At 43.7% G+C, this 14168-nt stretch carries 12 protein-coding genes; 10 read left to right on the forward strand and 2 right to left on the reverse strand.

Translation table 11 applies throughout. The annotated features are described in order from the left end of the window. Nucleotides 1–144: 144 nt before the first annotated feature. On the reverse strand, nt 145–336 hold the full coding sequence (locus tag WAE57_RS07100; RefSeq protein ID WP_337709584.1) for a DUF3565 domain-containing protein: 192 nt from the start codon (nt 334–336) through the stop codon (nt 145–147). A gap of 112 nt (nt 337–448) precedes the next feature. Between WAE57_RS07100 and gshB the strand changes: the two genes are divergently transcribed. The 8 genes from gshB to lpxC all read left to right on the forward strand — a co-directional run bounded on the left by gshB (nt 449) and on the right by lpxC (nt 9834). Next, entirely contained in the window at nt 449–1393 is a 945-nt protein-coding gene (gene gshB / locus WAE57_RS07105; RefSeq protein WP_337709586.1) for a glutathione synthase, read from the forward strand. Nucleotides 1394–1718: 325 nt separating this feature from the next. Next, nucleotides 1719–2816 carry an undecaprenyldiphospho-muramoylpentapeptide beta-N-acetylglucosaminyltransferase gene (gene murG / locus WAE57_RS07110; RefSeq protein WP_337709588.1) on the forward strand — a complete coding sequence of 366 codons (1098 nt, stop codon included), beginning with the start codon at nt 1719–1721 and terminating at the stop codon, nt 2814–2816. A gap of 13 nt (nt 2817–2829) precedes the next feature. Further along, nucleotides 2830–4278 carry a UDP-N-acetylmuramate--L-alanine ligase gene (gene murC, locus WAE57_RS07115; RefSeq protein WP_237786931.1) on the forward strand — a complete coding sequence of 483 codons (1449 nt, stop codon included), beginning with the start codon at nt 2830–2832 and terminating at the stop codon, nt 4276–4278. A gap of 56 nt (nt 4279–4334) precedes the next feature. After that, nucleotides 4335–5264 carry a D-alanine--D-alanine ligase gene (locus WAE57_RS07120; protein ID WP_237786930.1) on the forward strand — a complete coding sequence of 310 codons (930 nt, stop codon included), beginning with the start codon at nt 4335–4337 and terminating at the stop codon, nt 5262–5264. A gap of 3 nt (nt 5265–5267) precedes the next feature. Beyond that, nucleotides 5268–6122 carry a cell division protein FtsQ/DivIB gene (locus WAE57_RS07125; protein WP_337709592.1) on the forward strand — a complete coding sequence of 285 codons (855 nt, stop codon included), beginning with the start codon at nt 5268–5270 and terminating at the stop codon, nt 6120–6122. Between the two features lie 71 nt (nt 6123–6193). Beyond that, nucleotides 6194–7456 carry a cell division protein FtsA gene (gene ftsA, locus WAE57_RS07130; RefSeq protein WP_337709594.1) on the forward strand — a complete coding sequence of 421 codons (1263 nt, stop codon included), beginning with the start codon at nt 6194–6196 and terminating at the stop codon, nt 7454–7456. 160 nt (nt 7457–7616) lie between these two features. After that, entirely contained in the window at nt 7617–8807 is a 1191-nt protein-coding gene (gene ftsZ / locus WAE57_RS07135; protein ID WP_086174698.1) for a cell division protein FtsZ, read from the forward strand. Between the two features lie 124 nt (nt 8808–8931). Next, nucleotides 8932–9834 carry a UDP-3-O-acyl-N-acetylglucosamine deacetylase gene (gene lpxC / locus WAE57_RS07140; protein ID WP_237786928.1) on the forward strand — a complete coding sequence of 301 codons (903 nt, stop codon included), beginning with the start codon at nt 8932–8934 and terminating at the stop codon, nt 9832–9834. Nucleotides 9835–9931: 97 nt separating this feature from the next. Here the strand turns inward: lpxC and WAE57_RS07145 are convergent, their stop codons facing one another. Continuing rightward, nucleotides 9932–10372, reverse strand: coding sequence for a DUF721 domain-containing protein (locus tag WAE57_RS07145; protein ID WP_086174696.1), 441 nt, complete (start codon nt 10370–10372; stop codon nt 9932–9934). A gap of 107 nt (nt 10373–10479) precedes the next feature. Here WAE57_RS07145 and WAE57_RS07150 point away from each other — a divergent pair, with 107 nt between their 5' ends. Then, nucleotides 10480–11169, forward strand: coding sequence for a M23 family metallopeptidase (locus WAE57_RS07150; protein WP_086174695.1), 690 nt, complete (start codon nt 10480–10482; stop codon nt 11167–11169). A gap of 284 nt (nt 11170–11453) precedes the next feature. Then, complete coding sequence (gene aceE / locus WAE57_RS07155) at nt 11454–14168, forward strand: pyruvate dehydrogenase (acetyl-transferring), homodimeric type (RefSeq protein WP_337709598.1); 2715 nt, start codon at nt 11454–11456, stop codon at nt 14166–14168.

Genomic DNA, 14168 nt, shown 5'->3' on the forward strand with positions numbered 1-14168 from the left:
CTCATGACTCTAATATCGACTAAAATCTATTTTCAATTTCAGCTTTACGAACAATTTTTAGTTTTTAAAATAATTTATGAAAGAAGTCTATAGATATTATATTCTAGATAAATGGTTTATTATTTATTTTTTATATAGGATTAACTAAATTTTTTCTTCACACTTTTTACACTCCAACATCACGCCTAATTTCTCTTTTCGTCCTTGTTCAGTGATCACCCAGGGACGTTTTTGCCACGGCGGATCATGCCGTACATGCTGTGTATGGCCACAGGCCAAATCTGCAACCCAATGCTGTTCTTCATCCTGGTGAAAACCAATAATCGCTTGCTGCATAAAAACATCCTGACAACTCAAAATAATAGATAAAGCTTTACCGAAATTCAGAAAAAGAAAAGAATAATCTCCGTTATACTCTTAAGCAGATTAATTTTAAAAGAGCAAAGATATGCGTGTACTTGTTGTGATGGATCCCATCGAAAATGTCAACCTGAAAAAAGATTCCTCTATGGCCATGCTCTGGGCAGCATCACGCCGTGGGCATGAACTGGGTTATGCATTGCAGCAAGACTTGTATATCGAACAAGGTAAAGCCTTTGGCTTAATTTCACCACTTAAAGTATTTGAAGATTACGATCATTATTTTGAGCTAGGCGAAAAGAAAAAAGAGTCCATCGCGGCTTATGACGTGGTGTTGATGCGTAAAGACCCACCGTTCGATATGAACTTCGTGTATACCACTTACATTCTGGAACAGGCCGAACGTGAAGGGGCGTGGATTATCAACAAGCCGCAAAGCCTGCGTGACTGTAATGAAAAACTCTTCGCCACCCAGTTCCCAGAACTTCAGGTTCCCACTTTGGTCACTTCACAAGACAGTTTGATTCGCGAGTTTCTGAAAGAACAGGTAGATGTAATTGTAAAACCACTGGATGGCATGGGCGGTACAGGCATTTTCCGCTTGTATCAAGATGGCATCAATATTGGATCTACCATTGAAATGCTGACCAATAACGGTACCCGACCGATTATGGCACAGCGTTATATTCCGGAAATTGTGGAAGGGGATAAACGTATCCTGATGGTGAATGGCGAGCCTGTACCGTATTGTTTGGCACGTATTCCACAAAATGGTGAAGTGCGAGGCAATCTGGCCGCCGGGGGCTTGGGGCAAGCTCGTCCACTTTCTGAAAATGATAAAGCCATTGCAGCAAAGGTGGGACCTTATTTACGTGAAAAAGGTTTGGTTTTTGTGGGCCTGGATGTGATTGGCAATTATGTGACGGAAATTAATGTCACCAGTCCAACCTGTATTCGTGAAATTGATAACCAGTTTGGAACTTCAATTGCCGACGATTTATTTGCCGTTTTGGAAGCAGGTATAAAAGCTTAAGCATTATTTTGATCCATCAGAGCTCCTAAGAAGGGGCTCTTTTTATTTGTCCTATTTATTTATCCGATTTTTTTTATTTGGATCGGGGGAGATTGGTGCGAATTTATGAACCGGGTAAAAAATAGCGCATAAAATGCGGTGAAAAATGCATATTTTTGCTCGATTAATAATAAAACTAGTTTAAACTTTAAAATCTGAAGAAAAAAACAATGAAACGCATGTTGAAAAAAAGTAAATAACCTTTCACGGTTATGCGTTTGTGATTACAATTGTTGGCTTAAAATCAAATCTCGTTATCCCTATTTTAGAATTGAAGAATTAGACTGTGACCCAAGCAACGCAAACAAAGCCGAAACATGTGATGATGATGGCTGCCGGAACCGGCGGGCATGTTTTTCCAGCACTTGCTGTTGCCAAAGAATTACAGCAGCAAGGGATTCAAGTGTCTTGGCTGGCAACACCAACCGGCATGGAAAACCGCTTATTAAAAAATCACGACATTCCAATTTATCAGATTGATATTCAAGGTGTACGGGGTAATGGTGCAGTACGTAAGTTACTGGCCCCTTTTAAAATTTTAAAAGCCACTTTAAGTGCCATGCGTTACATGAAACAGCTAAAAGTCGATGCCGTAGCCGGTTTTGGCGGTTATGTGGCTGGTCCTGGTGGTTTGGCGGCTCGTGCCTTGGGTATTCCCGTGATTATTCACGAGCAAAATGCCATTGCCGGTTTTACCAATACCCAGTTATCGCGTATTGCAAAAACAGTGTGTCAGGCTTTTCCCAATACTTTTCCGGCAAGTGCCAAAATAGTCACTACAGGCAATCCGGTACGTAAAGAAATTACTGAAATTTTAAGTCCGTCCTGGCGTTATCAAGAACGTGAGAAAGCAGGTTTACCGCTGCGTATTTTAATTGTTGGGGGTTCCTTGGGTGCACAAGCGCTGAATGAGCGTGTGCCTGAAGCATTAAAACAGCTCAATGTGCCGTTGAATGTTTATCATCAATGTGGTCAAAACCATGCCGATGCCACTCAGGCACGCTATGTTGATAAATCGGCATCGTTAAAGGTTGAGGTACAGCCCTTTATTGAAGATATGGCTCAAGCCTATTCCAATGCAGATTTAATTATCTGTCGTGCTGGGGCGCTTACTGTGACTGAAATTGCTACTGCGGGTGTGGCTGCCGTTTTTGTTCCACTGCCAAGTGCCGTGGATGATCACCAAACTGCCAATGCCAAATTCTTGGCTAATAGCAGTGCCGCTAAAATTTGTCCGCAAAGCACTTTAACCCCAGACAGTTTAAAAGAACTTTTAGCACCGTTGATGAATCGTCAATTATTGTCTGAAATGGCAGTGAAGGCCCGCCAACAGGCTCAACCAGATGCAACCCAACACGTGGTTCGTTTAATTCAAGAATTGTAAATTAGAGTAATATATGTCCCCATCTACTCCTGCTGACCAAGCAAAAAAGTTAATTAAAGTGCCTGAAATGCGCCGTATCAAACACATTCATTTTGTCGGGATCGGTGGTGCAGGGATGTGTGGCATCGCGGAAGTATTAAAAAACCAGGGCTACAAAGTTTCTGGTTCTGATATCAAAGCGTCTAAAACCACGGCACAACTGGAAGAAAATGGCATTAAAGTGTACATCGGCCATGCTGCTGATAATATTAAAGATGCCAATGTGCTTGTCGTTTCAACCGCAATTGATCCTGAAAATCCAGAAATTAAAGCAGCTATTGAAAGCCGTATTCCAGTAGTACGTCGTGCAGAAATGCTCGGCGAACTGATGCGCTATCGTCATGGTATTGCTGTTGCCGGTACCCATGGTAAAACCACAACCACCAGTTTAGTCACCTGTATGTTGGCGGAAGAAAACCTTGATCCAACCTATGTGATTGGTGGTTTGCTGAACCGTACCGGGGTGAATGCTGCGTTGGGTGCCAGTCGTTATATCGTAGCAGAAGCAGATGAATCGGATGCTTCATTCTTGCACTTGCAGCCTATGGCCACCATCGTGACCAATATTGATGCCGATCATATGGATACTTATGGTGGTAGTTTTGATGTTTTAAAAGATACTTTTGTACAGTTCTTGCAGAAACTTCCATTCTACGGTCTGGCTGTAGTATGTGGTGATGATGCCAACATTCGTGAAATTATGCCGCGTATTGGCCGTCCACTTTTAACCTACGGTTTTAATGAAGATAATGACATTCGTGCTGTCGATGTTGATCAGGACGGTATGCGTACTCACTTTACCGTATTGCGTAAAGGTCGTGAACCGCTTCGTGTGACTGTCAATCAGCCGGGTCTGCATAATGTACTGAATGCCTTGGCGGCAATTGGTATCGCAACCGATGAAGGCGTTTCTGATGGCGCGATTTGCCGTGCATTAGAAGGCTTTAGTGGGGTAGGTCGTCGCTTCCAGGTTCAGGGGGAATTTGAGCTGGAAGGCGGTAATGTGAAACTGGTGGATGACTATGGTCACCATCCTAAAGAAGTGGAAGCCACCATTAAAGCTGCGCGTCAAAGTCATCCAGACCGTCGTTTGGTGATGATCTTCCAGCCACACCGCTTTAGCCGTACCCGCGACTGCTTTGATGACTTCGTCGATGTATTGTCACAAGTTGACCAATTGTTATTGCTGGAGGTGTATCCTGCGGGTGAGAAACCGATTGTGGGTGCAGATAGCCGTAGCTTGGCACGTAGCATTCGTTTACGCGGTGATGTTGAACCGATTTTAATTGATCCTGTAGATGGCAATTTACCCAATGCGATGCAAAAAGTGTTACAGGCGAATGACTTGTTATTAACCCAAGGCGCAGGTAATGTGGGTGCGATCTCGGTTGATCTTGCACAAAATAATTTGTATTTAAAATAATCACCTTGTGTGATTTTGAATGTGATCGTTCAGTTATAAAGTTTAAGGATATAAACGTGGCAAATGCTTCAAAATTCGGCAAAGTTGCCGTGTTGCTTGGTGGTAAATCGGCTGAGCGCGAGGTTTCTCTAGATAGTGGTAAGGCGGTGCTTGAAGCATTGGTACGCTCGGGGGTGAATGCCGAAGCTTTTGATCCTCAAGAACGCAGTGTGACTGAACTGGTCAACTATGACCGTGCCTTTATTGTGCTGCATGGTCGTGGTGGGGAAGACGGTCAAATTCAGGGTACGCTGGAATGGTTGAACCTGCCTTATACTGGTACCGGTGTACAAGGTTCTGCTATCGGTATGGACAAGGTAAAAACCAAGCAGGTATGGCAAGGTTCAGAACTGCCAACTGCGCCATATCGCATTGTGACCAAAGATTCTGACCTGGATGCCATTGTGGACAGTATCGGTTTGCCATTCATTATCAAGCCGGTACATGAAGGTTCAAGTATTGGCATGAGCAAAGTTGAACGTAAAGAGGACTTTGCTGATGCGATTGCCAAGGCGACTGAACATGATGCGGTGGTGATGGCGGAAAAATGGATCACTGGCCGTGAATTCACCATTGTGATTTTAAATGGTCAGGCTTTGCCAATCATTCGCTTGGAACCACCAAAAGATGTGGCATTCTATGATTATGAAGCCAAATATAACCGTAATGACGTGCAGTACGGCATTCCATGCGGTTTAAGCGAAGATGAGGAAAAGCGTCTGCAAGCTTTGTGTTTACGTGCTTTTCAGGCCGTAGGTGCAAGTGGTTGGGGGCGTATTGATGCCATGCAGGATGAACAGGGCAACTTCTGGTTATTGGAAGTGAATACTGTTCCGGGCATGACCAGTCATTCACTCGTACCAAAGGCTGCCAAAGCTGTTGGTTATAGTTTTGATGAATTGTGTGTGGCTATTTTAGAACAAACTTTAACGGCTGCGGCTCACTAAACTATGGCTCAACTCCCTGCTTCAATGCGTCGTAAACGAGCAGCAATTACTTCAATTCATGATAAGCCACCTACACGTAAGGAAAAGCTTACGAATCTGGGTGGCTGGTTATTGATGCTGGTTGCACTTGTAGTATTGGCTGTGGGGATATATGGTCTGTATGGCGTCATGACTGATGCGCGGGTGGCAGAACTGAATGTGGTGGGTACCCGTTCAGAGGCTGAAAATCGCCAGGTCACGACCCATGTGGCACCCAAAGTAACGGAAAATTATTTTACTTCTGATCTGGAACAAATCCGGGATCAGGCTTTAGAGTTGTCTTGGGTTGATCGTGTGGTGGTCTCACGCGCATGGCCAAATTCAATTCGTGTGCGAGTGATGCCTCGTCATGCCATTGCCCGTTGGGGAACCGGGCGATTATTGAGTGATAGTGGTGATATTTTTGCAGAAGTGGTTCCGCAAAATAACCAGAAATTACCTTTGCTGCATGGCCCTGCTTCTCAGTCAAAAATGATGATGCGTCGCTACAATGAAATTAATCAGTTATTCCTGCCAGTCAATGTTCGTTTAAAAGAATTATATTTAACAGAACGTATGACCTGGTTCATGCAGTTTGATTCAGGTTTACGCATTATTGTGGATCAGGATCAGACCATGGGTAAACTTCAACGCTTGAGTCATCTGGCACAAAGCGATTTAAAACCGGTTTGGGCTAAAATTTCGTCAGTGGACTTGCGTTATCGAAATGGATTGGCCATACAATGGAAGAATTCAGCATCCCCGAATATTGTAAATGGTCATTTTGTTGTAACGATTGATGACACAAGCATTGCAGATGCGAGAATGGTAAAGCCATAATTGAGCGGCTTTATATAAAATAGAGGCTTAAGGCCATAAATTAACTAAACACGTAATGGTAGTAGTAGATAATGAATGAAGCTGTTCCCTCGGTTGTTGCGATTGACATTGGGACACACAAAGTTTCAGTTTTGATTGGTAAGGTACATGCGCCAGACAATATCCAAGTGATTGGGATGGCAACCGCTCGTAACCGAGGCATGAATAAAGGGAAAATTGTTAGTCTCGACAAGGTCATCACTGCAATTAAAAATGCCGTACAAGAAGCAGAAGATATGGCTGAATGCCGGGTGCATTCCGCTTGGATTTCCATTCCAAGTGCAGAATTAAAAAGCTTTTATGCCTCAGGTCGTACACCTATTGAAAATAGTGACCATACAATTACAACAAGCGAAGTGGTCCGTGCGCTCGAGTTGGCCAAAGCCAGCCATCTGACTTCAGATCATTATCTGGTCAGCGCAGTACCTTTAGGTTTTGAATTGGACGATTCTACTGAATGGGTGCAGAATCCGATTCGCATGTCTGCACATAGCATGATGGGGCATTATCAGCTCATGATGTTGCCAATCAGCACCATGCAGAACCTGGATCGTGCATTGAAAGGGGCCAATATTGGCGTCGAGAAAATGGTGGTCTCCTGTTTGGCGACTGCTGAAGCCAGTTTGCTGAAAGATGAAAAAGAATATGGTGTATGCTTGGTCGATATCGGTGCCGGTACCACCAATATTGCCGTGTATCTGGATGGTCGTCTGGCATTGACGCATACTTTGCAACGTGGTGGTGAACATGTCACTCGTGATATTGCTGCGGTATTGCAAACCACGACCGAAGAAGCTGAACGCCTGAAGTTGTTATATGGCTGTGTTGACCTGAAAGTGGTCAAACCTGACCATATGATTCAATTTCAGGGCATTGATGGACCGCAAACCATCAGCCGCATTGAACTGGCGGAAATCATTATTGCGCGTTATGAAGAAATTCTGACTCAGGTTCATCAGGAGTTACAGCGTAATGGGGCCATTCATGGTTTGTATCATGGTGTGGTACTGACTGGTGATGCCAGTCAAATTGAAGGCATGGTAAATTTGGCACGTCATATGTTAGGTGTTTCAGCGCATTTGGGTAATCCACCAGTACAAGTGCATGCTGACGAACAGAATCAGGCTGCTTTACGTCGTTCACAATATACGACTGCTGCCGGTTTGTTGATGTTTAGCCAAAGTGATACGCAAGATACCATTGTAGAAGCGACAGACCCTGAAAAACTGACTGTCTTTAAGCGGGTAGGTCGGGCATGGTCGGCGTTAAACAATCAGTTAAAATCGATATTTTAAGTGAAATTTATTGGGAATATTGTTGGGAAGTTGTACGTCTAACGGCTTGTACTTGACAAGCATGTAGTTGGACAGCATCCTAAAACACAATTTTTATTAAGATCAAGGCAGTATACGGGCTTAAGTGACTGCCAATTACGAATTAGGAAATCCAAAGGTCATGGCCTCATTTGAATTTTTAGAAGATGATCAAAACGATAGCAACGGTCAAGCCCGTTTCACTGTATTTGGTGTTGGTGGTGCTGGTGGTAATGCTGTACAACATATGCTTGAATCCGACATTCAAGGGGTAAAATTTGTTTGTGCCAATACCGACAAACAAGCTTTAGACCGTATGAATGCCCAATTCAAAATCCAGTTAGGCGAGCAAAGCACACGTGGTTTGGGTGCAGGTGCAAATCCTCAAGTGGGTCAAACTGCTGCTGAAGAAAGCCGTGAAATCATTCGCCAGCATCTGGAAGGTACCGATATGGTATTCGTCACTGCCGGTATGGGTGGTGGTACAGGTACCGGTGCTGCGCCAGTGGTCGCTGAAATTGCGAAAGAAATGGGTATTTTGACCGTTGGTGTGGTGACTACACCTTTCAACTTTGAAGGGAAACGTCGCCAACAGTCTGCTGAAAAAGGCATAGAAGCTTTAGAAGCGCATGTCGATTCACTGATTATTATTCCTAACCAGCGTTTGCTTAAAGTGTTCCGCGACATTTCAATGAAAGATGCGTACAAAAAAGCAGATGATGTATTGCTGAATGCAGTGCGCAGTATCTTCGACCTTGTGGTTCGCCCAGGTCACATCAACCTTGACTTCGCCGATTTGAAAACTGCCATGAGTACGCGTGGTTATGCCATGATGGGTGTGGGTTCAGGTCGTGGTGAAACCCGTGCGCGTCAGGCGGCTGAACAGGCAATTCGCAGTCCATTGCTCGATAACGTGACGATCATGAATGCCAAAGGTATCTTGATTAACGTGACCGGTGGTGATGACGTGACTTTCGGTGAAATTGAAGAAATTACCGATGTAGTCAATCAGATAGTCGATCTGGATGAAGGTCAGGTGTTCTACGGTACTGTATTTGATCCGGATGCACGTGATGAAATTAGCGTGACTGTGATTGCAACAGGTTTAACCCGAAATTCAGCCGATTCTGCAGATGCGGTAAAACGTCCAACTTCCCAGCCTGTGACACGCCCTTCTAGTCATGTCGCTCAGGCTGTAGTTGAGGATGATGATGTTCCGGCAATTCAACGTCAACACAACGAGACTAGTGCCGCACCTGCTCCAACCGTGGGTTCAGCACGTCCAACCCCAATGAGTATTCAAGATTACTTGAAAAATCAGCAACGTAAGTAAAGATAGAGCTAGGTAATCTGTATAGATTCAGCAGAAAAGGTAGTCTTAAGGCTACCTTTTTGTTTTTTATCAATGGCTAAATATGCTAACGTATAGCGGTTTGATGAGCAGATGATAGAAAAACATGTTGAAACAGCGCACCCTAAAGCGTGTCGTGAAAGCGAGCGGTATTGGTCTTCATAGTGGGCAAAAAGTCTTAATTAACTTTGTGCCGCACCATGTGGATGGGGGCATTGTATTTCGACGTATCGATTTAAATCCGCCGGTGGATATTCCAGCAGATGCTATGCTGATTCAAGAAGCATTCATGTGTTCTAATCTGGTTCAGGAAAATGCCAAAGTCGGTACTATTGAACATGTCATGAGTGCAATTGCCGGACTGGGAATTGATAATCTTATTATTGAAGTTTCTGCTTCAGAAGTACCGATTATGGATGGTAGTGCCGGCCCATTTATTTACTTGCTAATGCAAGGTGGTCTGGCTGAACAAAATGCGCCGAAGAAATTTATAAAGATTTTAAAACCTGTTAAAGCGCTCATTGATGATAAACGCGCTGTATTTCATCCTCATGACGGTTTTCAACTCAACTTCACCATCGATTTTGATCATCCTGCATTTAAAAAAGAATACCAGTCCGCAACCATCGATTTCTCTACTGAAACTTTTGTCTACGAAGTCAGTGGAGCACGTACCTTTGGTTTTATGAAAGATCTGGATTATTTAAAAGCCAACAATCTGGCATTAGGTGCCAGTCTGGAAAATGCCATTGGAGTGGATGAAACCGGTGTAGTCAATGAAGAAGGTTTGCGTTTCTCGGACGAGTTTGTGCGGCATAAAATTTTGGATGCAGTCGGAGATTTATATCTCTTGGGACACCAGATTATTGCCAAATTTGATGGCTATAAGTCTGGCCATGCCTTAAATAATCAATTATTACGCAATGTTAAAAGTGATCCAAGTAATTACGAAATTGTAACATTTGATGACATTACTCAATGTCCTATTTCTTATGTAAGTGTGACATAAGTCATTGTCTTTTAATGCGAGTGTTATAATATAACAAAATGAATTGTTAAACAGTTCACATATTTTTTTTATTAATTCAAAGGTATGCCCGTATTGGTTACTTTTTATTGCTTGCCAAACGTAGCATAGCTTGGCTAAGCTTAGGATCGCTTACAAAGTCGGCAGCACCACGAAGTAAGTCTTGAGTATCTGGACTAAGGGATCGGGACAGAGATTGGGGTTTTAGAGGGGCTTGCGTCTGAATTCTTAAACGTACTTGCAGTTTTTGTAAGTCTTTAAATTCAGGTAATTGTAACAATTGGGCGATATATTGCTTTTGAAGATATGCAAGTTGACTAATCATAGCTTGATTTGCACCTGTAATTGTCAAAATGCCATGTTGATAACAAACAACTTGCCATTGCTCTGGTTGGGGCAATAGCGGTTGAATGAGTTTTGTAAGTTTCTGCCATGCAGCAACTTGTGTAGAGAGAAACGTAAAGTTTCCTGTTTTTAAGTGTTTTCTTGTTTGTTGAAAGACGTTCACTGGTTCCGACATACATTGTTCCTACATATTTGTGTCTTAATCTTACGCACTTCTTTTAGTGGATATCAAGGAAGAGATCACGCAAGGACATTGACTAAGAACAGTTAAAAGAGGTTTTTATGCATACGCGACGTATTTTATTAGCGTTTTCATTGGCAGCTTCTGCCGCATCTGTAGCTTTTGCAGATTTAGTCGAATTAAATCCTAGCTCCAACAATGCATCGGTAGATCGCATTGAACAATTGACCCGTACTTTGGCTCAAGGGTCTTATGCAGAATCAAATGACATTGATCTTCCTGCTGATACTAGAATGAATGTTCAATTGCGTGAAAAAACAATTGAATTAAACAATGAATCATTGGCTAAAAAATATGGTTCAAAGAATTCACAAACTTATTCTGCTAATGCTTACTCCTGGCTAGTATCTCATCCTCTTCCAGCCATGAAACGTGTGAGCTCAGACTTTGGTGGCCGTAGCATGGCGGGGCGAGCTGAACATCATTCAGGTTTAGATTTGTCTGCTCCAAGTGGTACGCCTATTTATGCGACTGGCCCGGGTGTAGTGACTAAGTCAGGTTGGGGTACCGGTTATGGCCAATACGTGGAAATTAATCACGGCAATGGTTATCTAACCCGTTATGCACATGCATCCCGTTTGATTGCCCGTGTTGGCGATCGTGTGGAAGCAGGCGAGCAAATTGCCAATGTAGGCTGTACTGGTCGTTGTACCGGCCCGCATCTACACTATGAAGTAGTCAAAGATGGACAACGTAAAAATCCATCCCCTTATTTAGCAATGCTGCCATAAGTGGATAACTGCAGTTGATAACTACAGGTATTTGCATGTTCATTAAAGAGTAACTCTATGGGCATTTAGAGCTTTCGAATATAAGAGTATCATTCAAGAGAATAGTTATTGTATAAAAAACCGCCTATATTGGCGGTTTTTTGTTTTATTGCGTAAAGAATGGTCAACAAGTATTTATTATCTAAATAATAGTGCTATTCCGTATTCAGCTGTAGCAATAACTGATGCTCTCTAAAGTATGGTACATATAGAGACTATAAATAAGCTCAAGGAACAGGTGAAATATGGCGTTTTATGGTGATACCGACGCGCAAGAAACCCAAGAATGGCAAGATGCATTTGACTCGGTTTTGCAGCATATGGGTACAGAGCGTGCTGCATTTTTATTAGAAAAACTCTATCAGCGCGCGATTGCCAAGCATGTTCCCATTCAGCGTCTAAATACTCCTTACTTAAATACCATTTCTGTGGATGAAACTCCGGCCATGCCAGGTGACCAAGATATGGAACGCCGTATCCGTGCATTGATTCGCTGGAATGCCTTGGCGATGGTGTTACGTGCCAATAAAACCGGTGACGACCTCGGTGGTCACTTGGCCAGTTTTGCATCTTCTGCAACTTTATATGATGTCGGTTTTAACCACTTCTTCCGTGCCAATAGCGACCACTTTGGTGGTGACATGATCTATTACCAAGGTCACTGTGCACCAGGGATTTATGCACGTTCATTCCTTGAAGGCCGTTTGACTGAAGATCAACTGAACAATTTCCGCCGTGAAGTCGGTGGTAATGGTTTACCGAGTTATCCGCATCCGTACTTGATGCCGGATTATTGGCAGTTCCCGACAGTATCCATGGGTCTGGGTCCGATCATGTCGATCTATCAGGCGCATATTCAAAAATACCTGATGAACCGCAGCCTGATTAAAGAAGAAGACCGTAAAGTCTGGGCTTACCTCGGCGATGGTGAGATGGATGAGCCAGAAAGTACAGGTGCGATTTCACTTGCTGGCCGTGAAAAGTTAGACAATCTTGTATGGGTTGTGAACTGTAACTTACAACGTCTCGATGGTCCGGTACGTGGTAACGGTAAAATCATTCAAGAACTTGAATCTTTATTCCGTGGTGCCGGCTGGCGCGTGATTAAAGTCGTGTGGGGTCGTCATTGGGATCCGTTACTGGCAAAAGATAATTCCGGTGCATTGAAAGCTGTGATGGAAGAAGCGGTGGATGGTGATTACCAGCGCTACCAAGTAAAAGGTGGTGCGTATACCCGTGCACACTTCTTTGGTAAATACCCAGAAGCAGAAGCATTGGTAAAAGATTTAAGTGACGAAGATATCGATAACTTAAATCGCGGTGGTCACGATCCATACAAAGTCTATGCTGCGTATGCTGAAGCGATGAAATCGACAGGTCAACCCACAGTTATCTTAGCCAAGACGGTAAAAGGTTATGGCTTATCTGAAGAAATTGAAGCGGTGAACAAAACCCACCAAATCAAGAAAATGCAGCTTGAATCATTAAAGTATGTACGTAATCGCTTTAACTTGCCATTTACCGATGAGCAGCTTGAAGAAGTTCCATTCTACCGTCCAAGTGAAAATTCGCCTGAAATTAAATACATGAAGGCGCGTCGTGAAGCATTGGGTGGCTATCTGCCTGCACGTCGTAAAGAAAGTGAAGTTTTGGCAATTCCAGAACTTTCAGTGTTTGATGCCGTATTAAAAGGTTCAAATGGCAAGCAGCAATCAACCACGATGGTCATGGTCCGCTTAATTTCAGCGTTACTGAAAGAAAAAGCAATTAAAGACCGTGTGGTGCCAATCGTACCGGATGAAGCACGTACTTTTGGTTTAGAAGGTATGTTCCGTCAGCTCGGTATTTATGCTGCTCATGGTCAGAAATATACCCCTGAAGACCAAGAACAGCTGATGAACTATCGTGAAGCCAAAGATGGCCACATGTTGCAGGAAGGGATTAACGAAGCTGGTGCGATGAGTGCCTGGGCAGCCTTGGCAACCAGTTATTCAACCAATAACCTGCCAATGATTCCGATGTACATGTATTACTCGATGTTCGGTTTCCAGCGTATTGGTGACATTGCCTGGGCAGCCGGTGATGCACAGGCACAAGGTTTCTTGCTCGGTGCGACTGCCGGCCGTACCACATTGAACGGTGAAGGTTTGCAGCATCAGGATGGTCATTCACACATTCTGGCCAACACCATTCCAAACTGCGTGTCTTATGACCCATGTTTCGGTTATGAACTTGCGGTCATCGTACACGATGGTTTGCAACGTATGTATGTCAATCAGGAACGCGTGTTCTATTACCTGACCGTGATGAATGAAAACTATGAGCATCCTGAAATGCCGCAAGGCGTTGAAGAAGGCATCAAGCGTGGTATGTATCTGCTTGAAGAAGATGAAAAAGCGACTGTCCAGCTGATGGGTTCAGGTGTGATTCTTCGAGAAGTGATTAAAGCAGCGAAAATCTTGCGTGATGAATACCAGATTCACTCAAACGTGTGGAGTGTCACCAGCTTCAACGAATTGGCACGTGATGGTATGGCATGTGAAGAATACAACCGCCTGCATCCATTGACTGAAGAAGCGAAGGAATCTTGGGTGTCACAACAATTGCGTGATACTGACGGTATTGTGGTTTCTGCAACTGATCATATGCGTGCATACAGCGAACAGATCCGTGCCTATCTTCCAGACAACCGTCCATTCGTAGCCTTGGGTACCGATGGTTACGGCCGTTCAGATACCCGTGGCAATTTGCGTAGTTACTTCGGTGTAGATGCCGCGCACATTGTCGTGGCAACCTTGAAGAAACTGGCCGATGAAGGTGAAGTAGATGCGCGTTTGGTGAAAGATGCCATCTCCAGCTTCGAACTTGATACTGATCGTCCAGTCGCTTGGGCACCTCAAGCACACCCTGAAGTTCAGGCAGTTGCGGACTATAAAGAACAATCAGGTGAGGAGAACTAA

The sequence above is a fragment of the Acinetobacter sp. NS-4 genome (genome assembly GCF_037402435.1).
GTDB lineage: Bacteria > Pseudomonadota > Gammaproteobacteria > Pseudomonadales > Moraxellaceae > Acinetobacter.